The organism is Bradyrhizobium sp. AC87j1 (genome assembly GCF_002936975.1).
GTDB classification, from domain to species: Bacteria; Pseudomonadota; Alphaproteobacteria; order Rhizobiales; family Xanthobacteraceae; genus Bradyrhizobium; species Bradyrhizobium shewense.
In genome coordinates this window covers 12,127-32,501 of record NZ_PTFE01000069.1, presented here as the reverse complement: position 1 = coordinate 32,501, position 20,375 = coordinate 12,127, and the positions used below count along the sequence as shown (strand labels likewise).

The window sequence follows — 20,375 nt, the reverse complement described above, 5'->3', positions numbered from 1 at the left end:
TGAAGTGCCGGCCGCGCTTGCCCCCATCACAGGCTCGACGCGGCTGACATGCGAGCGACAATCATGACGACCCCATTGCCCGTCTTCCGCCTTCTCCTCGCCATCGCTGCCGGACTGGTCCTGACCGGACTGCCCTCGCCGTCGCGCGCGCAGAACATCGTCGTCATGGTCAACGGCGACCCGATCACCGATTTCGACATCGAGCAGCGCTCCAAGCTCGACCAGCTGACGACGCAGAAGACCCCGAGCCGGCAGGAGGTCATCAACGAGCTGATCGACGACAAGGTGAAGACGAAGGAGGGCAAGAAGTTCGGGGTCGATCCCGGCGTCTCCGACATCAACCAGTCCTACGAAGGCATGGCGCAGCGCATGCGCATCACGCCGGACCAGCTCACCAAGTCGCTCGAATCCAAAGGCGTGCGCCCCGAGACGCTGAAGGGCCGCATGAAGGCCGAGATGGTCTGGACCAGCCTCGTGCGCGGCCGCTTCAAGGAGAAGCTGCTCGTCGGCGAGCGCGACGTCGCGCAGGCTGTCGGCGACAAGCTCCAGATCGAGGGCACCGAATACAAGATGCAGCCGATCGTGCTGATCGTGCCGCGCGGCTCGTCCGCGGCGTTCCTGGAAACACGGAAGAAGGAAGCCGAGAGCTATCGCGCGCGCGTCGGAACCTGCGAGGAAGCCAACTCGCTGTTCCGCTCGACGCCGAACGCCACCATCCGCGACAGCGTCACCAAGACCACCGCGGAGCTGCCCGAGGCGCTGCGCAAGGTGCTCGACGACACCCCGATCGGCCACCTGACCGCGCCCGAGATGACCAAGAACGGCATCGAGATGGTGGTGCTGTGCTCGCGCAAGCCGACCATGATCGACACGCCGAAGAAGCGCGAGGTCCGCGAGAAGATGTATCAGGAGAAGTACGAGAAGACCCAGAAGGCCTATCTCGACGAGCTCCGCAAGGCGGCGATGATCGAATATCGCAACCGCTGATGGCCAATCGCGCAGCCAAACCGCATACCCTTCCCCTTGCCCTGACCCTGGGAGAGCCCGCCGGCATCGGCCCCGACATCACGATCGCAGCCTGGCTCCGGCGCCGTGAACTGAACCTGCCCGCCTTCTATCTGCTCGGCGACGAGGCGCTGATCGCCCGGCGCGCCAAGGCGCTCGCCGCCGCGCTGGGTGCCGATGTCAGGACCGCGGCGGTGAGCCCCGGCGAGGCCGCTTCCGCCTTCACCGATGCCCTCCCCGTGGTCGCCACCGGCGAGTGCGCGACCGCCGAGCCCGGCAAGCCCGACGCATCGAGCGCGCCGGCCGCGCTCGCCTCGATCCGGCAGGCGGTCACCGATGTCCGCGAGGGCCGCGCCGGCGCCGTCGTCACCAATCCGATCGCCAAGAGCGTGCTCTACCGCTCAGGCTTCCGTCATCCCGGCCACACCGAATTCCTCGCCGAGCTTGCCGCGGAAGGCGGCCGCGTGCCGCAGCCGGTGATGATGCTGTGGTCGCCGCGGCTTGCTGTGGTGCCCGTGACCATCCACGTCTCGATCCGCGATGCGCTGGCAGAGCTCACCAGCGAGCTGATCGTCTCGACTGTTCGCATCGTCGCAGCCGAGCTGAAATCGCGCTTTGGCATCGCGCAGCCGCGCATCGCGGTCTCCGGCCTCAATCCGCATGCCGGCGAGGACGGCTCGCTCGGTCACGAGGAGCAGACGATCATCGCCCCCGCACTCAAGACGCTGCGTGGCGACGGCATCGAAGCCAGGGGCCCGCTGCCCGCCGACACCATGTTCCACGAGGCCGCGCGCAGCACCTATGACTGCGCAATCTGCATGTATCACGACCAGGCGCTGATCCCGATCAAGACCGTCGCCTTCGACGACGCCGTCAACGTCACGCTCGGCCTGCCCTTCATTCGCACCTCGCCCGATCACGGCACCGCCTTCGACATCGCCGGCACCGGCAAGGCCAATCCGGCCAGCCTGATCGCGGCGCTCCAGCTCGCCAGCCGCATGGCGGCTTCGCAAACCTGATGAGCGCGATCGACGACCTCCCGCCGCTCCGCGAGGTCATTCGCCAGCACGCGCTGTCGGCGCGTAAATCGCTCGGCCAGAATTTTCTACTCGACCTCAATCTCACCGCCCGCATCGCGCGCGCAGCAGTGCCACTCGAAGATTCCACGATCGTCGAGATCGGCCCCGGCCCGGGCGGGCTGACGCGCGCCCTGCTCGCGCTCGGCGCGAAGCGCGTCATCGCCATCGAGCACGACGAGCGGGCGATCCCGGCCTTGCAGGATATTTCCGCGCGCTATCCCGGCAGGCTCGAGATCGTGCATGGCGATGCCATGACCTTCGATCCCCGCCCGCTGCTCAATGGCGAACGTGCGAAGATCGTCGCCAACCTGCCCTACAACATCGCGACCCAGCTCCTGATCGGCTGGCTCACCACCGAGCCCTGGCCGCCCTGGTACGACATGATGGTGTTGATGTTCCAGCGCGAGGTCGGCGAGCGCATTGTCGCGCGCGAGGATGAGGAGGCCTATGGCCGGCTCGGCGTGCTCGCCAATTGGCGCTGCGAGACCAAGATCCTGTTCGACATCGCGCCGTCCGCCTTCGTGCCGCCGCCCAAGGTCACCTCCTCCGTCGTGCGTCTGGTGCCGCGCGCAGAGCCGCTTGCCTGCGATCGCAAGCTGCTCGAACAGGTCGCAGCCGCCGCCTTCGGCCAGCGCCGCAAGATGCTGCGCCAGAGCCTGAAATCGCTCGGCGCCGATCCGGCGCGGCTCGCCGCCGCCGCCGGCCTCGATGCGACGCGGCGCGCGGAGACCATTCCGATCTCAGGCTTTGTTGCCATGGCCTGTGAATTGGCCAATATACGAACCGAAACAGAGCGATAATTTCGGAGGAAGAAATATGGCGTTGATGCGTCGGCAGTCCCTGGTCAAGTTCGATGCGCCGCTGTGCGAGACCATCGTCGACACGCCGAAGCCGAAAGGCGCCGAAGTGCTGGTGCGCATCGAGCGCTGCGGCCTCTGCCATTCCGACCTGCACATCCAGGACGGCTATGCCGATCTCGGCGGCGGCAAGAAGCTCGACACCACGCGCGGCATGATGCTGCCCTTCACGCTCGGCCACGAGATCGCCGGCGTCGTCGACGAAGTCGGCCCTGACGTCGCCGCCGGCCTCGTCGGCGCGAAGAAGGCCGTCTTCCCCTGGATCGGCTGCGGCCAGTGCCGCGACTGCCCCAATGGCGACGAGAATCTTTGCGTGAAGCAGCGCTTCCTCGGCGTTTCCATCGACGGCGGCTTCGCCACCCACGTGCTGGTGCCCGACGCGAAATATCTGCTCGACTACGATCCCCTGCCCGTCAACCAGGCCGCGACCTTGATGTGCTCCGGCGTCACCGCCTATGGCGCGCTCAAGCGCCTGGTCGACCGCCCGCGCCAGCGCAACCTGCTGCTGATCGGTCTCGGCGGCGTCGGCATGATGGGCCTGTCCTTCGCGCAGGCGATGTTCAAGCAGCCGATCACGGTCGCCGACCTGTCGCCGGCCGCGCGCGATACCGCGCTGAACAACGGCGCGGCCAATGCCTACGACCCGTCCGAGCCCGACGTGATCAAGCGCATCCTCAAGGAGACCGAAGGCGGTTTCGACGAGATCGTCGATTTCGCCGGCAACGAGAAGTCGATGGCCTTTGCGGTCGCGGTCGCCGCGCGCGGCGGCAAGATCGTGGTCTCCGGCCTGATGGGCGGCCAGTTCACGCTGCCGATGGTGCAATGGGTCTACAAGCGCATGACCATCGAGGGTTTCATGGTCGGAACGCTCAACGAGGCCCAGGAGCTGATGGCGCTGGCGCGCGCCGGCAAGATCAAGCCGACGCCGATGCGAGAGGAGCCGATGGGCGATGTCCAGAAATGGATCGACGAGCTTCGTGCCGGCAAGGTGGTCGGCCGCATAGTGCTAAAGAACTGACCCGCGCGCGGGCCCGACGCAAGTTGGGCCCGCGTGACGGAACGCCTGCGGCCTCGCCGCGTTGGCAGCGCATGTCCATTCGCTGCACCGTCGAAAGCGCATTCTTCATCGCCTGGAGCTGCCTGGAGCAGAGCGGCGAGCTCGGCCCGCCGGACGAGAGCGCCAACGTCCTTCTCGACGCCATCGAAGGTCAGCTCAAAACCGGCGAACGCCGGCAGCTGATGCTCGCCAACAGGGCGATCGACGCCTATCGCGCGCATGCGGCACTGCGTCGATCCTCGTGGAATCGCGAAGCACGCTTCGGGTGATGATCGTCGCCGCCCCTTGGGCCGCCGGCCCAGCGGCGTTTTGGCGGATTGAGGCCGGCGGTCCTCGGGCAAAGCGCACGGAGTACGGCGCTCGGCGCCACACGCTACGCCAATCCGCAAGCCCGCTATGTTCACTCCTGAACAGACCTCGCCAGATCAACGCTGCGCGAAGAACGCGCATGCAGACTCGCCCCTCCCAACTTCCGCGAGTCCGATAAGCCCGCGCGCCAGCATCTCAACTATGCACGGCCGCTTGTGTGCACTTTGGAACCGTCGGTTCCGCTGCGGAAACGTAGGGTTCTGGCTGGCGCCGATTCCCGGCCAGCCCAGAGAAGAAACTGTGACCGGTCGGCCCCCGAACGATCTGCTCCGGCAGCTCACCCACCAGGATTTCGAACTGCTCGCGCCTCACCTCCAGCCGGTCGAACTCGCGGCGAGCCACGTCCTGCATCACGCCGGCGACGACGTGGCGGCGGTACACTTTCCCTGCGGTCCCGCACTGGTATCGTTCGCCGTGCCGGTCGAGGACGATCGCGAGGTCGAAAGCCTGCTGGTGGGCCGTGAGGGTGCGGTGGGCATTGCCGCAGGCCGCAACCCTTCGCTCGCTTATTCGCGCATTGTCGTGAAGCTGGGCGGCAGCCTCGTCCGGCTGCCGCTGCGCGCGCTCGAGCAGGCACAGCAGAGATCGGCGACGCTTCAGGAGGTGTTCTCGCGCTACGCCGACTGCCAATTCGCGCAGCTGCTGCAGACGGCGGCCTGCAACGCCGCGCATTCGATCGAGCAGCGCGCCGCCAAATGGATCATCTCCGCGAAAGAGAGTATCGGCGGCGCCGAGATCCCCCTCACCCACGAGCAACTCGCCGGCATGCTCGGCGTCTCCCGCAGCTATGCCAGCCGCGTCATCCAGATGTTCAAGGCAAGACGCATCCTCGCGACCCGCCGCGGCGCCATCCTGATCCTCGACGGGGCAGCGCTCGAAGCCAGAGCCTGCTGCTGCAACGATTGGGTAAGGAAGCATTTTGACGAGGTGCTGGGCGGAGCGTCACCTGCCGATGGCTAAAGCGCGATGCGATCAGGATGCATCGTCATCGCGCTTTAGGTTGTTGTTCAAGCATGATCTTTTCGGAAAACCGCTGCGCACTTTTCCGGATCATGCTTTAGCATCTTTGCGGCCTCACGCCTCCGGTGGCGACTGCCGCTTCAGATGCAGATAGGCCGGGCTGAAATCGCCGAGCCGCTGCAGTTCGCGCCATTTCAGGACGATGAGCTCCCCGTCGCGCAGATCCATGGCGCCGCCCCGTCTGAGGTCAGCGAGCGTCCGGTTCACCGTCGCGATCGCCATGCCCAGCGTCTCGCCGAGTTGCACCAGGCTGATCGGCAGGCGGAAGCGATTGCCGCGGACGAGCTGCGCGGCGCGGGCGCGGTAGAACAGCTCGCAGAACAGGTGCGCCATACGCGCCTGCATCGGCCGGGCGCTGTTGTTGGTGATGGCCTCGCGAAAGATCGAGGCATCGAGCAGCGTCTCGCGCCAGACCGAGAGCGCGAAAGTGGGCCGGCGCCGGAAGGCTATGAACAATTCGCGATGCGGGATGAAGGCAACCGAGGCGTGCCCGAGCGCGGAGAGCCCATGGTCCATCTGGTCGATGAACAAGCCCTGGGAGTCCGGCAGGTCACCGGAGATATGGAACGCGAGATATTGCCGCCCCCCGCTGCCGAGCAGATGGTAACGCGCCACCATGCCGGAGACGACCAGCGCCGAATGTTCGGGCTCGTCACCCTGGCGGATGAAATCCTCGTTGGGCGCGACATCGCGCTGCGTGAAGGTGAGCGCGCGGATCTCGTCGAGATCCTCCCCGGTGAGCGCGGTGTGCTCGCTCAGGTTCCGGATCAGCACGTCGTGGGCTTTTTCCATGAGACCACCAAAAATCGCGCCGGATCTATCAAATGATACTTCTGGCCCCGGTTCAGCGGACTAGAACGCGAGACGGACGCACAGGTTGCTAATCCGTTTGCGATCGTACGGGTCGCACCCACCATCACCTCGATCACCAACCGAGCCCGGCCCTTCTCATGAGCCCTACGACGATCCTGGAGCGCATCCGCGGCCTGTTCGCATCCGATACCAGCGAACACCTCGACTGCATCAGCGATGCCTTCAAGAACGGCACGCCGCGCGAGCCGGCGCATCCGATGTCGGATCAGGAACTCGCCCACGCTATCCGCGAGTTCCGCAGCACTGAGGTCTCCGACTGGACCATCGCAAAGCTCTCGCGGCGTTTCATCGACGTGCCGCGAGACTGCTGAAGCACGCCGCGAGGCTCATGCCGCATCCGAAGTTCATCGCGCGTCTCCAGGCCATCGAAGGCCTGTCGGAGGACGAACGCCGGCAGATCGCGGGCCTGCCGTCCACGCTGCGCCCGGTCGCGGACGGCGAGATCGTGCTGCGCCAGGGCGAGGCCGCCTCGCGCTGCGTCTTCGTCGTCAGCGGCTTCCTCTACCAGGCCCGCATCGTCGGCGATCGCAGCCAGATCCTCGCGTTCCACGTTCCCGGCGACATGCCCTGCCTGCACACGCTGCTGGTCTCGCCGATGGATGCGGACCTCGTCGGCCTCGGCCCGACCATCGTCGGCTACGTCGGGCACAGCCAGCTCCGCCAGCTGCTCGACGGCTCGAACCATCTGACCCGCGCGTTCTGGCGCGAGACGCTGATCGATGCGGCGATCTCGCGGCAATGGATCGCCCGCCTCGGCGCGCAGGCGGCCTTGCCGAAGGTCGCGCATCTCATCTGCGAGCTGGCGGCGCGGCTGGAGATCGTCGGCCTTGTCAAGGACGCCTGCTTCCAGATGCCGATGACGCAGCGGCACGTCGCCGATGCCTGCGGCCTGTCGATCGTGCACGTCAACCGCACCATCCAGGAACTGCGGCATCGCGGGCTGATCGCATGGGAGGGCAGCGAGATCGAGCTGCTGCAGCCTGAAGAGTTGCGCAGGTTTGCCGATTTCACGCCCGACTATCTGACCTGAGCGGTGGGTGAGCGTGGAGGATGGGTAAGCGGAACGCTCTCCCTCGCGTCACGAACGCGGCCGCGCGGTCCGCCATGACGTGAGCAGCGCACCACCGCGGCCTAGGACAGGATCCGTTTTCGGCTTGCGGACCTTGGCGATGCGTTTGACGGCATCGGGACGCTCTCGCATGTCGGTGCACTCGTCGTACGTTCCGTCCTGCGGATACGCTCCGACGACTCCAAAGTCCCGGCTGGACTCGATCAGCCTGTGTCCGGTGCCGGCGGGCAGCACCAGAACGTCGCCGGCTTTCAGGCGAAGGATGCGCCCCTTGATCCCGCCGCACTCGACACTGGCCGTCCCGCGCGCCACGCCCATCACTTCGTGGACCTGCGAATGATAATGGACGAAGTCATACACGGTGTCCCGCCACGACCGGCCCCAGCCGTTTGTATCGAACAGCGTGTCGATGATGACCTCGGGGGGAAAGCGTCTGGACTTCAGATTGACCGCGCCGCGATAGAGCAACACCGGAAAACGCGGATTGTTCGGCACGATGCCATCGTCGCGAAAATGGATGGCTGCCGGCTTCCGGGCCCGCACAAGCGCCCGCAGCGTTGCCGCATCGGGATGCTCCTCCACGAGCTTCTTGGCGAGATTCTTGATCTGGTCCTTGATCGGCATGGCCTGTCCTCAGCCACGATTCAACGACGGCGGAGGTGAGAAGTTTCCAAGCGAACGGGCTCGATCGGCAGCAGGCCCCACTCCGTCCTGCGGATGATCTCTCGAGCGATGCCTTGCACCTCATGAGATCACGCTACGGCGCGATGACATCCAGCCTGTCCCGCGACGGCAGCGTTGCCTTGAACGCCCGAAGCGCCGCATCGACCGCCGCCGCATCGGCCAGCGGGGTGCGATAAAAATCGACATTTTGCCGCGACAAGGTCACGCTTCTTGTCTGGAGCACGGCGACCTTCGTCCAGCTCGACGGCACGCCTTTCTCGAACCAGCCCTCATAAATCATGATGAGACCGACGTCGTAATCGTGGGCAAGGGCTGCCATCTCTGCCGGCCCATAGTCTCCCGCCATTCTCGCCTTGCGCACCTGCTCCGAACCAAGGCCCCAGAGATCGAGCGTGTACTTGGTATTGCCATATGCAACCAGGCCGAGATCGTTGACCCCAACCGCATCTCCGTAGAACGATTGCGCGAAACGAGCCATTTGATATTGCTGCTCGTAGATATCGCTTGCGCCCACCGGGGTGACTACTGCCGCTGTCATGTAGGGAATCGCGGCGGTGCCGAGCCCGAAGACCACGCCAATCTTCACACGAGACCATTGCAGCGTGGAGAGCCGTGGCTTGAGTTGTGCGACGCCCCACAGCAGCGCGGTCGCCGCGAGAGCCATGATGTATACCTCGTACCGATTGAACCAACCGTATTGACCGCACGCCAGATGGGCTCCGACGGCAACGATGACGGTCAGAAGGACAATCAGCACCTTGCGATCGGCGCGTAGCAGGCTGGCGCACCAGGCAACAGCGAGACCGAGTGCGATGAGCCGCAATCCATATGACGTCATCACGCTCCGCAGCATGTTTCTGACGATAGCGGGTAGCTCGCTCGCGGGCTGATCAAGTGTCGTCAGATAGCCCTTCAACAAGACGGAGCTCGGCAGCAACGGCAGGCCACGCGAGGCCATGAGAACGACATAGCCCGATAGAGTGACGATAATCACGAGCGCAGCGCCGGCTGCGAAGCGGCGCTGGTCCAGCAGCGCGAACGCCACGATGGCGGCACCGGCGAATGCGATCCCCTCGAAGCGGATGAGCGGAAGCAGCACCAGGGCGAGGAAATGGAGCGACGTTGGTGCGAACCCGCGCGCCGCCGCCACGAGACCAGCAAAGGTCACGATTGAGGCCCAGACGTGAGCACTGTGCTCCATGCCGGTCATGGGCAGCGCGACAGCGCTGGTGCTGAAGATGAGTAGCAGCGCGATCACACAAGCGAACAGACGCTCGCCCACGCCATCGAACAGGCCACTCGCCTCCAAGAGGCGTATGATAGCCAAGATCGTCGCACCTGCGGCTGCAGCGTTGATCAACAACGGACCAAATGCACCGAGATGAAGCGATTCGGTCAGAGCCAGAAAATATGGCCAGATGATCGATGAGCTAGGCGATGAATATTCCCCGGCGTTGACCCCATATCCGCCCGACAGGATCTGGTCGGCGACCGCAAGGTGGATATACGCATCGTCTAGCGTGAAGAAGAGCCTGAAGTCGCACAGCGCGAGGACTGCGATGATCTCCATCGCAAGCAATCCCAGCCAAACGAGCATGGCTGCAGTTGAGGGTTGAATCCAGGCATCGGCACCCAAATGTCCCGACGACTCCCTGCCTGTCTTGTCGGGGCAATCGTATTGATCGACGACAGCCATCACACTCCCCTGTCAGTCGCTCGATCACGATTGACACCTTGCCGGGGTCCATTTCCCACATCCTGCCGTTTATCTAATCCTCCCTAACAATCGGTGACTGCAAGGCTGGGAATATCAGGGTTCCCGTGGGTCGTCTTCCCGCGTCCGGTCATTTGCAGGAAGCGCAGCTGCCCGAACCGAGCCCGTTTTCCAGTCGCAGAGGTAAAGGATCGGAACCAGGGAACGCTGATCCCGACAACAGCTGAGACCACCGGCCGGCTCTCTATCTCACTGCAAACGGCGCCTGATAAGGCCGGCCGAACGGCACGCCGTTGATGACAGTCTGGATCGGCTTGAGCTGGGCCTTGCCGTCTCTCTTGTTGTTGCGGGTGTCGAGGAAGCTGATCGGCCCCTCCACCAGCTCCATGATGGCGACGTCACCGGGCGCACCGACTTGCAGGGTGCCGATTTTCGGCGCGCGATTGATGATCTTCGCCGGAGCCGTTGTGGCCATCGCGACCACCTGCTCCAGCGTGAAGCCCAGCGTCATGAACTTGCTCATCACGTTGGGCAAAAACGGGATGCCCGGCGAATTGCCGGAGAAGACGTGGATATCGGAGGAGATGGTGTCCGGAGTGCACCCACCGGGGATCGCGACTTCCGCCACGGTGAAATCGAAGCTGCCGCCGCCGTGACCGACGTCGAACATGACGCCACGCTGCTTGGCCGCCAGGGCCGCAGGCAGCAGCTTGCCCTCTTGCACGATATTCGTGAAGACGTTGGACATGTTCGGTGCGCCCGAATAGGCATGGGTCAGCACGTCGCCCGGGCGCAGCAGATCGAGAATCTGCGACATCAGCTCCTTGGATTCGACGCCACCGATATGCACCATCATCTTCGCCGGCCAGCCGCACATCTCGCAAGCCTGGATGCCGCGCTTCAGCGGCTCGAGCCCGTGCTTGTAGATCACGTTCTCCGACATCCGCACTTTGACCCCGAGCAGGAAATCAGCGTTCTCGGCGAGCGCCATCGCGCAGGCTTCGGTCTGTGCGACGTCGATATTGTACAACTCGGCGGCCGGGAACGCCGACAGGCCGTTATTGGCGATATGGACGAAGGCGTACATTCGCGCACGCGTCTGGGCCACGATGAACCGGCGCAACGCCGCCAGATTGTTGACCCCGGCGTCGCCCGCCGAGACGACGGTCGTCGTGCCCTGGAATTGTACCAGCTCGTCGGCGGGAATACCGATTGCCGAGCCGTAGGGGTAGACGTGACTATGCAGATCGATGAGACCGGGCATCACTAGCTTGCCCGACGCGTCGATGCTCTTCAGCGCGCGCTCGGCGGGGATCGCCTCCTGCACCGTTTCGATCATGCCCCAGCGGATGCCGATATCGCGTCTGGCGCGCAGCGACTGGCTGTGGTCGAGCACCTCGCCGCCCCGGATCACCAGATCGTACTTGTCGTTCGGCCCCATCGCTGCCCCGGCGGGCGCGGCGAGGCCGACAACTGCGGCTGACGTCGAAAATGCCAGGAAATCGCGGCGTGACAACACGGACATGATGGTCCCCCCTTGCGCTTTTTCTTCGCGGCTACGGCCCCGCTTTGGCGAGCAGATGCGCTTCTGCCGCCAACTTACGAGATCGGAATGAATGGGATTGGAATTGAAGCTTCTTCACGCGGATGACCCAATCCTATGTCTGCTCACGAGCCCTGAGGAGCCGCAAAATTTTCTGAAGTCGCGTGAACTTTCCTGGACGAGCGCCGACTAAGCCAGCACGTCCGCGCTGGTCCGCTCGGGTCATTCGCGGCGATGGGGCGCGTTTCCGCCGTTGGAGAACGGCAAACAGAACTGACGGTGGTTCCCGAGAGGCGTCGGGCAAAACACCCGGTCAAGCCCCTCTGGCAAAAATATTCAACTTTCCCGAATTTCGGATTTATGGCATAGACGCCTCATCCCGGCCCTACCCAAAGGGGCGCTTCGCGATCGTCACGAGATGCAGGCCGGGTGGCGGTGGACGCGGTAGCGCCGGCGCGGCTCAGCATGATGACAGGGCGGGCAACCGTGAGTCCTCAGGCGACGCGATACGACACGGCGCGGTCACAGCGGTTTCGTCGATGCCCGAGGGCGAGCACACGCAAGCCTCCGGGTATTTCGGCGGGATCGTCCGCGGACGGAGAAGTCGTGTGGTCCTGACGCCCGGGGTCTGTGCGTCAAGGCTTGCGGTGATGCGGCGGCCCGACCGGGCACGCGCATCGATCATCCGCGAGGCGACGGGGGCAATAGTGCAACGCTCCCCGAGGAGAGCACGGAGGACACCGTTAAAACCAGCCGCGCAGGGAAGGCCGGGCGACCGGCATCACCTGTAGTCCACCCCGTGTGCATCTTCGTCGCGCACGGACTTGCGGGTGCCGCCGGCGCCCGGCCTTCCCTGCGCCCTTTGGTCTTCATGGGGCGCGAACGACAGCAAGCCTCGGGCGAAACGCGCCGCGAGAACGGGAAGGCGTGTCTGCGAGTTGGATGAACGCACCTCCATCTCACCGTCACCCTGAGGCGGCCGCTTCTTCAGCGACCCTCGAAGGGCGACGGCCCGGCTGCAGCTCGGCCGTTCATCCTTCGAGGCTCCCCACGCGTCGCTTTGCGACGCATGGCTCGCGCCTCAGGATGAAGGACGCTCTAGCTGCCTCCGCTGCCACCTTCTCTCACACCGCTTTTCGCTCGCCCGCCGGGCTGATAGAATGGCGACATTATTTTGGGGAATTTCGATGCGCGCGAGGATTTTCAATCGCGTTCTGGCGCTGGCGACGCTGGCCTTGCTTGTCGTCACTGCGGACCCGGCATCGGCCGAGAAGCGCATCGCGCTCGTCGTCGGCAATTCCGCCTACAAGAACATCACGCCGCTCGACAATCCCTCCAAGGATGCGAGCCTGATGGCAGAGACGCTCGGCGTGCTCGGCTTCACGCTGGTCGGCGGCCGCGCCCAGCTCGATCTCGACAAGGGCGCGATGGACATCGCGGTGCAGAACTTCGGCCGACAGGTCCAGGGCGCCGACGTCGCGCTGTTCTACTATGCCGGCCACGGCGTGCAGGTCGCCGGCTCCAACTATCTCGTGCCCGTCGGCGCCAATCCGACACGCGAGGCCGACGTCGATTTCCAGATGACCGACGTCAACCTCGTGCTACGCCAGATGCAGGGCTCGGGCACGCGCCTCAACCTCGTGATCCTCGATGCCTGCCGCAACAACCCGTTCGGCTCACGCGGCTTGCGCTCCTCGGACGGCGGCCTTGCGCAGATGCGCGCGCCCGAGGGCACGCTGATCTCCTACGCGACGCAGCCCGGCAATGTCGCGCAGGACGGCAGCGACGGTCACAGCCCCTACACGAAGGCGCTGGCGACGACGATCCGGACCGCGGGCCTCGACGTGTTCCAGACCTTCAACCAGGTCGGCCTCGCCGTGAAGCGCGCGACCGCGGGCGCGCAGCAGCCCTGGGTGTCGTCCTCGCCGATCGACGGCACCTTCTATTTCGTGGCCCCGACAGAAACCGCCCCGCCCAGGATCGCGGCGATGCAGCCCGATCCCCTGCCGGCGGAGCGCCTGCGCGCCGATCCCGACCGCGCCCCCTTGCGCGACGCCGCCCTGCTCAGTGAACTCAGCGAACGTCTCTACGAGCTCAATTTCGATCCTGATACCCCCGACGGACTCACTCGCGCGATCACAAAGCTCCAGCAGCGGATTTCGATGGCGCCCAATGGGGAGCCAACGGAGGGCCTGCTACTGCGCATGCGCAAGATGGAGGATCTCAAGCCCTGGGGTTCGATTGTCTACGGGCCGGACAACAGCAAATGGGGCATCTCCTGGAACCACGCCTCCCGGCGCGCGGCGGTGGCGGATGCGCGCGGCAATTGCGCCGGCGCCAAATGCCCGATCGAGCTGTCATTCTACGGCAGAAGCTGCGGCGCCTTTGCGATCTCCGAAAAATCCTGGTCGCTGGTCCAGCGCGAGGGCGTGCAGCGCGCCAGGGACGCTGCGCTTGACGAATGCGGCAAGGCTGGCAAAGCTTGCCGCATTATCGGATCCGTCTGCGCCGACGGCTCCGGCCGCTGATACAATTTTTTGAATTTGGATGTTTGCTCATGCCCATTGCCGTCATCCGTACGGGTGCCCTCGCCGTCCTCCTCAGCGCCGCCATTGCCTCATCGTCCGCCCTCGCCCAATCCGGCAGCGCCGGCGGCTCGATCGGCAATGACGAGAAGTCGATGTCCGGCTCGCGTTCGGACCGCTCGGCCGAGCCAGCCGCACCCGCGCGCCGGAGCAAGCCGGCGGCTGAAGAGCCGCGCCCGTCGTCGCGGCGAAGCGGCGGCGGCGGTGGCGGGTTTGACGGCGCCTGGGTGGTCACCAGTGTCGGCTGCGGCGGCACCACGTCCGGTGCGGTCGTCGTCTCCTCGGGCAAGGTCATCGGCCAGGGTGTCACCGGCACCGTCAGCCCGAGCGGCTCGGTCAGCACGGTCGGTCAAGGCGACGGCGTGACCTTCACCGGCTCCGGCCGTCTCGGCGCCCGCAGCGGTTCCGGAACCTGGCGGCGCTCCGATGGTTGCGGCGGAACCTGGAGCTCGGCGAAGCAGTAACGCCCAAGGAAATGCCTGATCTCGCGGCGGAACGAACACGCCGCAAGCCCAATTCAAGCCACATCCTCTCCGGATTTGCGGCTCATTGCCACCCAAGTCTTTGATGACAAAGGGCTGGTTGAGAGTTGCGTCATGCGTAACCGGGAGACCAGGATGGGCAACCGCACCGCAAAATTCGTATCCGCGCTAGTCGGCAGCATCATTGCCGGCGCGCCACTGGCCGCCGTGTCGCAGAACGCGCCGGCGCCATCGAGCACAGCCAACGCGGCCGCCGACTGCCTCGCCTCGCCGAAGGGCGCCGCGCCGCAGGGGCAACACTGGTACTATCGTCTCGACCGCACGACCAAGCGGCAATGCTGGTATCTGCGCGCCGCAGGCGGCAAATCCTCCCAGACCGCGCAGGCGACGACTGATGCGCCCGAGGCGGATTCGGCCGCGCCGCAAGCGATGCAGAACGCGCGCGCCGAATACACCGCTCCGCAGACGAGTGCCGCACCAGGCATGCCGAACATGAGCGCGCCCGCGCCCGCCGCAACTAATGCGCCGCCGCTCGCCCAGCAGCCGCCAAGCGGCGCGCCTGCGACCAACGCGCAGCAGCCGGCCGTCACTGCGCGCTGGCCCGAGGCCTCCCCCGCCTCCGTCGCGCCCGCACCGCCGCCGGCTCCCGTTGCGGCCACCGCGCCGGCGGGCGCGAAGCCGGCAAAGCCTCCCGCGCCGATGGCCCTGGCCGGGGCAGACGGCACCGCCGACAAGCCGGCCGGCTCGGTGCAGATGCTGCTGCTCGTGATCGGCGGCGCGCTGGCGCTCGCCGGCATCCTCGCCAGCGTCATCTACCGCTTCGCCGGCGGACGCCTCCGCATCCAGGCCGCCGACCGCCGCGGACATTGGGACGATTGGGCGCCGCAGGACCATGACGTAAGCCGCGCGCCCTGGCTCGGTGCGGAGCCGGCCGTCACGCCGCGCGCACAGCAGGGCCCCGTCGACTTCGATGAAGTTCGGCCGCCGCAGAGCGCGCAAATCGCCGCCTTCACCAAGGAGATCGGCAGGATCGCGGCGCAATCCGCGTCCATTCGCAACAAGGCCGCCGAGCTCGACAAGGCCGACATCTTCAACGGAAAGTTCGAGATAGAGGCATCGGCGCCCCGGCTCGCGGTCAAGGACATCGGCGACGAAAAGGCCGTCGATCACCACAATTATGCGCAGGTAGATGCGCAGGCCGGGGATGCCGTCGACGTCGACGTGATCACCGCGATGCTGGAACGGCTGGCGAAGCAAGGGCCGCGGCTGCCGCAGCCTAGCCCTGAAGCTGAGCTTGCAGAGCTCGTACGAAACCAACGAGGCCAATCCGCCGCTCGCGCTTGAGGCGCTCGGCCTTCAGGATCGACTGCACCTCGGCAAAGGCCTCGTCGACGTCGTGATTGATCACGATGTAGTCGTACTCGGCCCAGTGGCTCATCTCGTGGCTGGCCCGGCTCATGCGCTTGCGGATGACCTCGTCGGAATCCTGCGCGCGCGAATGCAGGCGCTTTTCGAGATCACCGGCCGAGGGCGGCAGGATGAAGACGCTGACGACGTCCTCACGGGCCTTGTGCTTCAATTGCTGCGTGCCTTGCCAGTCGATGTCGAACAACACGTCCTGCCCGGCTGACAGCGCCGCCTCGACGGGGCCACGCGGCGTGCCGTAGCTGTTGTCGAACACCGTCGCCCATTCCAGCAGCTCGTCGGCCTTCACCATCGCCTCGAACGTGGCCTTGTCGACGAACGTATAGTCCTTACCGTTGACCTCGCCCGGCCGCATCGGCCGCGTGGTCGCAGACACCGACATTTTCAAGCCGGACATGCGGTCGATCAAAAGACGCGACAGCGTCGTCTTGCCCGCGCCCGAGGGCGAGGACAGCACGAACATCAATCCGCGCCGCTCGACACCGTCAGTTCCGTGACCGCCGCTCGTCATCGATCACTCCAGATTCTGGACCTGCTCGCGGAACTGCTCGACCACGTTCTTCATGGCGAGGCCCGTATTGGTCAGCTCGATATCGTTCGACTTCGAGCAGCAGGTGTTGACCTCGCGGTGAAACTCCTGCGCCAGGAAGTCGAGCTTGCGGCCGATCGGGCCGCCCTTGCCGAGCAGCTCGCGCGCCTGCGCGATGTGGGAAGCGATGCGGTCGAGCTCCTCGCGGATGTCGGCCCGGGTGGCGATCAGGATCGCCTCCTGCATCAGGCGGTCGGAATCGAAACGGTCGGAGGTGTCGAGCAGGCTCGCGATCTGCTCGGCGAGCCTGGCCTTGATCGCCTCCGGCTTGCGGCCGGGCGCTGCTTCCGCCCTCTTCGCCAGTTGCTCGACCTCGTCGACCCGCTGGGTCAGGATCTGCCCGAGCGAAGTGCCCTCGCGCTTGCGCATCTCGACGAGTTCGGCGAGCGCCTTGTCGAAGGCCTCGGCGGCGGCGATACGCGCGGCTTTGTCCTCCTCCTCGTCGCCCTCGGGCTCGGCAACCTCGACGACGCCCTTGATGGCGAGCAGACCATCGATGCTCGGCGCAACGGCGTCGACCTTGCCGGCGATGACGGCGGCGGCCTTGAGCACGGCGTTGAGCACGTCCTCGTTGACGCGAACGGTGGCCGCGGCATTGGCGCGCTTGACCGTGAGATTGGCGTAGACGGTGCCGCGCGACAGCAGCTCGCCGGCGCGTTTCTTGGCGTGGGCCTCGAGCTCGTCGAACCCTTGCGGCAGCCGCACCCTGAGGTCAAAGCCCTTGGCGTTGACCGACTTCAATTCCCATTCGAACGTGTACGGCCCGCTTGCGCCGTGGCATCTCGCAAAGCCGGTCATGGACGACAGCGCCATCAGGTCAATTTCTCCGGAAACATGGGATTCGCGAGGCATCAAGCCACGCGAATCTTAAGACTATTTTGCAGGAAAGTGGAATCCGCAAAGCCGGCAAGCAGGTCTGCAACGCGCCTAGCGCTGGACCACCGGCGGCGAGGGCTGCACCGCGCCCTGCCGCGCCGGTGCTGGAGCGGCGGGGCGCGCCGCAGGCGGCTTTTTCTGTTGGTTGGGCCGGGCCGGCGTCGTCGCCGTCGGTGTATCGGCAGTTCCGGGCGCGACGGCGGCGGGCGGCGGCGCATCCTCGGCCGGCTCCACCGTGTCGTTCTGGATCTGCTTTTCCATGGCGCGGAGCTTGGCGACGTTCTTCTGATGCGCGTCGTAAGTCTCGGTGAAGGCGTGCCCGCCGGTGCCGTCCGCGACGAAGAAGAGGTCGCGGGTGCGGGCCGGATTGGCGGCGGCCTCCAGCGAGGCGCGGCCGGGGTTGGCGATCGGGCCCGGCGGCAGGCCTTCGATCACATAGGTGTTGTAGGGCGAGGGCTGCGTGATCTCGCTGCGCTTGATCGGGCGGCCCAGCGTGCCCTTGCCGCCGACGAGGCCATAGATGATGGTCGGATCCGACTGCAGCTTGATCCGCTGCTTCAGCCGGTTGGTGAACACCGCGGCGACACGGCTGCGCTCGTCCGGCTTGCCGGTTTCTTTTTCGACGATCGAGGCGAGCGTCACCAGCTGCTCCGGCGACTTGACCGGAATGTCCTGATTGCGGCGCTCCCAGATCTCGGCGAGCACTCGCTTGTGCGCCTGCTGCATGCGCTGGACCACCTGATCACGCGGGGTGCCGCGCGGGAATTTGTAGGTCTCGGGCAGCAGGGTGCCCTCGCGCGGCAGCTCGCGCACGCTGCCGGTGAAGATGTCGTTGTCGGACAGGCGCGCCACGATCTGCTCGGAGGTCAGCCCCTCCGGAATCGTCACAGCGTGCTGCACCACCTTGCCCTCGACAATGGTGGCGATGACGTCGCGGAGCGATGCGTTCTTCTGGAACGAATATTCACCCGGCTTGAGGTCCGAGCTCGCCTTCAGCGCGGCAACGCTGGCGATGAACACCCACGGGTTGATGTCGGTCACGCCTTCCCGGTTCAGCGTCTCGGCGATGTCGCGCTTGCCCGCACGCTGGGGGATGTTGACGATCTTGTCATCCTTGAGCGGCCCGGGCGCCTCGAGCACCTGCCGGCCGTAATAATAGACGCCGCCGGCGCCGAGCATGGCGATCAGCAATAGGGTGATGATGGCGTTGCCGACGACCACGAAAGGATTGCGCGCACGGTCCGATCGCTTCGGCGGCGGCGGGACCTGCTCGGGCTCGAGCGCTGCCCGCGGACTCCGGGGCGAAATGGGCGGCCTTTCACTCATCGAAACAACCTGAATCCTGCCGGTTCAATCGCGGCCCGACAATCGCTTGCCCTGCCAAATGCACGCGCCCACTTCCATGACTATCGCCGAATACGGCAAAACGGTGGATTCGTCTCAAACTTAAACTAACTGGCCAGGCGCCGGACGATCACCGACGCATTGGTACCGCCAAAACCAAACGAGTTCGACAAGGCGACGTTGACCTCTCGCTTCTTCGCCTTATGCGGCACGAGATCGATCGCAGTCTCCACCGACGGATTGTCGAGGTTGATCGTCGGCGGCACAACATTATCGCGAATCGCGAGAATGGCGAAGATCGCCTCGATCGCACCGGCCGCACCGAGGAGGTGACCCGTCGACGACTTGGTCGAGGACATCGCAACCTTGGACGCGGCATTGCCGAGCAGACGCTCGACGGCGCCGAGCTCGATCTCGTCGCCGAGCGGCGTCGAGGTGCCGTGCGCGTTGATGTAATTGAGATCGGAGGCGGTCAGGCCGGCGCGCTTGAGCGCGGCCGACATGCTGCGGAAGCCGCCATCGCCGTCGGGCGACGGCGAGGTAATGTGATAGGCATCACCCGAAAGACCGTAGCCGATCACCTCGGCATAGATCCTGGCGCCACGGCGCCGGGCGTGCTCGAGCTCTTCCAGCACGAGGACGCCGGCGCCCTCGCCCATCACAAAACCGTCGCGGTCCTTGTCATAGGGACGCGAGGCTTTCTCGGGTGTGTCGTTGAAACCGGTCGACAGCGCGCGCGCGGCGTTGAAGCCGGCAATGCCGATGCGGCTGATCGGCGATTCCGCGCCGCCAGCGACCATCACGTCGGCATCGCCCAGCGCGATCAGGCGGGCGGCATCGCCGACGGCGTGTGCGCCGGTCGAGCAGGCCGTGACCACCGAATGGTTCGGTCCCTTCAGTCCGTGCGCGATCGAGACGTAGCCGGAAGCCAGATTGATCAGGCGGCCCGGAATGAAGAACGGCGACACCCGGCGCGGTCCGCGCTCCTTGAGCAGGATCGCGGTCTCGGCAATGCCGCTGAGGCCGCCGATGCCCGACCCGATCATGGTGCCGGTCGCGCATTTGTCCTCTTCGGTGTCGGGATGCCAGTTGGCGTCGTCGAGCGCCTGGCCGGCTGCGGCCATGCCGAAGATGATGAAGTCGTCGACCTTGCGCTGGTCCTTCGGCTCCATCCACTTATCGGGATTGAAGGTGTCGTTGGTGCCGTCGCCGCGCACGACCGTGCAGGCGTATTTGGTCTGAAGATCGGAGACATCGAAGCTCTCGATCTTGCGCGCACCGCTCTCGCCGTTGAGGATGCGCTTCCAGGTCGGCTCGACGCCGCAGCCGAGAGGCGACACCATGCCGAGACCAGTGACGACAACCCGCCTCATATCCGAAAACTCCGCATCGAAAGATTCACGGCCAATAACAAGAAACCGGCTGACCGCTGGGAAGCGGCCCGTCCGGTTTCAATGTTGTCCCCGCGAAAATGAAGAGCCTTAGCTCTTCGCGTTCTTCTCGAGAAACTTCGTGGCGTCGCCGACGGTGAGAATCGTTTCCGCAGCGTCGTCCGGAATCTCGCAACCGAATTCTTCTTCGAACGCCATCACCAGCTCGACGGTGTCCAGACTGTCGGCGCCGAGGTCGTCGATGAAGCTCGCGGCGTCGACAACCTTCTCGGGTTCAACACCAAGGTGTTCGACCACGATCTTCTTAACCCGTTCGCCAATGTCACTCATTGCATAACCTCGTGTTGTTCCCTGTAGACCCGACCCCCCGGGACGATACGAGCCGTCGTGGTCGTGTTACTTGCCTTCGCTTA

General features: G+C 65.3%; 20 protein-coding genes. 11 read left to right on the top strand and 9 right to left on the bottom strand.

Annotation, left to right across the window (positions count from 1 at the left end; genetic code table 11):
* Positions 1-63 precede the first annotated feature (63 nt).
* From CV770_RS28605 to CV770_RS28580, 6 genes are all read left to right on the top strand, one after another.
* On the top strand, positions 64-987 hold the full coding sequence (locus CV770_RS28605) for a SurA N-terminal domain-containing protein (RefSeq protein ID WP_165637185.1): 924 nt from the start codon (positions 64-66) through the stop codon (positions 985-987).
* The gene (gene pdxA, locus CV770_RS28600) at positions 987-2,024 is read left to right on the top strand and encodes a 4-hydroxythreonine-4-phosphate dehydrogenase PdxA (RefSeq protein WP_104464756.1); all 1,038 of its coding nucleotides are present in this window, start codon (positions 987-989) and stop codon (positions 2,022-2,024) included. The genes CV770_RS28605 and pdxA overlap by 1 nt, the downstream gene beginning before the upstream one ends.
* Positions 2,024-2,884, top strand: coding sequence for a 16S rRNA (adenine(1518)-N(6)/adenine(1519)-N(6))-dimethyltransferase RsmA (gene rsmA / locus CV770_RS28595; protein WP_104464755.1), 861 nt, complete (start codon positions 2,024-2,026; stop codon positions 2,882-2,884). The genes pdxA and rsmA overlap by 1 nt, the downstream gene beginning before the upstream one ends.
* A 16-nt stretch (positions 2,885-2,900) precedes the next feature.
* Positions 2,901-3,959, top strand: a complete 1,059-nt coding sequence (locus CV770_RS28590) for an alcohol dehydrogenase (RefSeq protein ID WP_104464754.1) — start codon at positions 2,901-2,903, stop codon at positions 3,957-3,959.
* 71 nt (positions 3,960-4,030) lie between these two features.
* Complete coding sequence (locus CV770_RS28585) at positions 4,031-4,267, top strand: hypothetical protein (RefSeq protein ID WP_091954957.1); 237 nt, start codon at positions 4,031-4,033, stop codon at positions 4,265-4,267.
* A 340-nt stretch (positions 4,268-4,607) separates the two neighbouring features.
* On the top strand, positions 4,608-5,327 hold the full coding sequence (locus CV770_RS28580) for a Crp/Fnr family transcriptional regulator (RefSeq protein WP_091954954.1): 720 nt from the start codon (positions 4,608-4,610) through the stop codon (positions 5,325-5,327).
* 114 nt (positions 5,328-5,441) lie between these two features.
* Here the strand turns inward: CV770_RS28580 and CV770_RS28575 are convergent, their stop codons facing one another.
* Positions 5,442-6,179 (bottom strand): Crp/Fnr family transcriptional regulator, encoded by a 738-nt coding sequence (locus tag CV770_RS28575; RefSeq protein ID WP_104464753.1) that lies wholly within the window; start codon positions 6,177-6,179, stop codon positions 5,442-5,444.
* Between the two features lie 158 nt (positions 6,180-6,337).
* Here CV770_RS28575 and CV770_RS28570 point away from each other — a divergent pair, with 158 nt between their 5' ends.
* Positions 6,338-6,571 (top strand): hypothetical protein, encoded by a 234-nt coding sequence (locus tag CV770_RS28570; protein ID WP_104464752.1) that lies wholly within the window; start codon positions 6,338-6,340, stop codon positions 6,569-6,571.
* A 17-nt stretch (positions 6,572-6,588) separates the two neighbouring features.
* Positions 6,589-7,290: a Crp/Fnr family transcriptional regulator gene (locus CV770_RS28565; protein ID WP_104464751.1), complete on the top strand. Its 702-nt coding sequence runs from the start codon at positions 6,589-6,591 to the stop codon at positions 7,288-7,290.
* 48 nt (positions 7,291-7,338) lie between these two features.
* Here the strand turns inward: CV770_RS28565 and CV770_RS28560 are convergent, their stop codons facing one another.
* The 3 genes from CV770_RS28560 to CV770_RS28550 all read right to left on the bottom strand — a co-directional run bounded on the left by CV770_RS28560 (position 7,339) and on the right by CV770_RS28550 (position 11,252).
* Positions 7,339-7,953: a cupin gene (locus CV770_RS28560; RefSeq protein ID WP_104464750.1), complete on the bottom strand. Its 615-nt coding sequence runs from the start codon at positions 7,951-7,953 to the stop codon at positions 7,339-7,341.
* A gap of 133 nt (positions 7,954-8,086) precedes the next feature.
* Positions 8,087-9,709: a DUF8728 domain-containing protein gene (locus CV770_RS28555; protein ID WP_245453888.1), complete on the bottom strand. Its 1,623-nt coding sequence runs from the start codon at positions 9,707-9,709 to the stop codon at positions 8,087-8,089.
* A gap of 262 nt (positions 9,710-9,971) precedes the next feature.
* Complete coding sequence (locus CV770_RS28550) at positions 9,972-11,252, bottom strand: amidohydrolase family protein (protein ID WP_104464749.1); 1,281 nt, start codon at positions 11,250-11,252, stop codon at positions 9,972-9,974.
* 1,205 nt (positions 11,253-12,457) lie between these two features.
* Here CV770_RS28550 and CV770_RS28540 point away from each other — a divergent pair.
* The 3 genes from CV770_RS28540 to CV770_RS28530 all read left to right on the top strand — a co-directional run bounded on the left by CV770_RS28540 (position 12,458) and on the right by CV770_RS28530 (position 15,681).
* Entirely contained in the window at positions 12,458-13,798 is a 1,341-nt protein-coding gene (locus CV770_RS28540) for a caspase family protein (protein WP_104464748.1), read from the top strand.
* A gap of 29 nt (positions 13,799-13,827) precedes the next feature.
* Positions 13,828-14,319 (top strand): hypothetical protein, encoded by a 492-nt coding sequence (locus tag CV770_RS28535; protein ID WP_104464747.1) that lies wholly within the window; start codon positions 13,828-13,830, stop codon positions 14,317-14,319.
* 153 nt (positions 14,320-14,472) lie between these two features.
* A complete protein-coding gene (locus CV770_RS28530; RefSeq protein WP_245453887.1) occupies positions 14,473-15,681 on the top strand; it encodes a hypothetical protein in 1,209 nt (402 codons plus the stop codon).
* Here the strand turns inward: CV770_RS28530 and gmk are convergent.
* The 5 genes from gmk to CV770_RS28505 all read right to left on the bottom strand — a co-directional run bounded on the left by gmk (position 15,614) and on the right by CV770_RS28505 (position 20,292).
* Complete coding sequence (gmk, locus tag CV770_RS28525; RefSeq protein ID WP_091954920.1) at positions 15,614-16,273, bottom strand: guanylate kinase; 660 nt, start codon at positions 16,271-16,273, stop codon at positions 15,614-15,616. The genes CV770_RS28530 and gmk overlap by 68 nt on opposite strands.
* A gap of 3 nt (positions 16,274-16,276) precedes the next feature.
* Positions 16,277-17,164, bottom strand: a complete 888-nt coding sequence (locus CV770_RS28520) for a YicC/YloC family endoribonuclease (protein WP_104464745.1) — start codon at positions 17,162-17,164, stop codon at positions 16,277-16,279.
* Positions 17,165-17,278: 114 nt separating this feature from the next.
* Positions 17,279-18,553 (bottom strand): endolytic transglycosylase MltG, encoded by a 1,275-nt coding sequence (gene mltG, locus CV770_RS28515; protein WP_104464744.1) that lies wholly within the window; start codon positions 18,551-18,553, stop codon positions 17,279-17,281.
* 125 nt (positions 18,554-18,678) lie between these two features.
* Positions 18,679-19,944, bottom strand: coding sequence for a beta-ketoacyl-ACP synthase II (gene fabF, locus CV770_RS28510; protein ID WP_104464743.1), 1,266 nt, complete (start codon positions 19,942-19,944; stop codon positions 18,679-18,681).
* A 108-nt stretch (positions 19,945-20,052) separates the two neighbouring features.
* Positions 20,053-20,292, bottom strand: a complete 240-nt coding sequence (locus CV770_RS28505; RefSeq protein ID WP_008130699.1) for an acyl carrier protein — start codon at positions 20,290-20,292, stop codon at positions 20,053-20,055.
* Between the last annotated feature and the right edge of the window lie 83 nt (positions 20,293-20,375).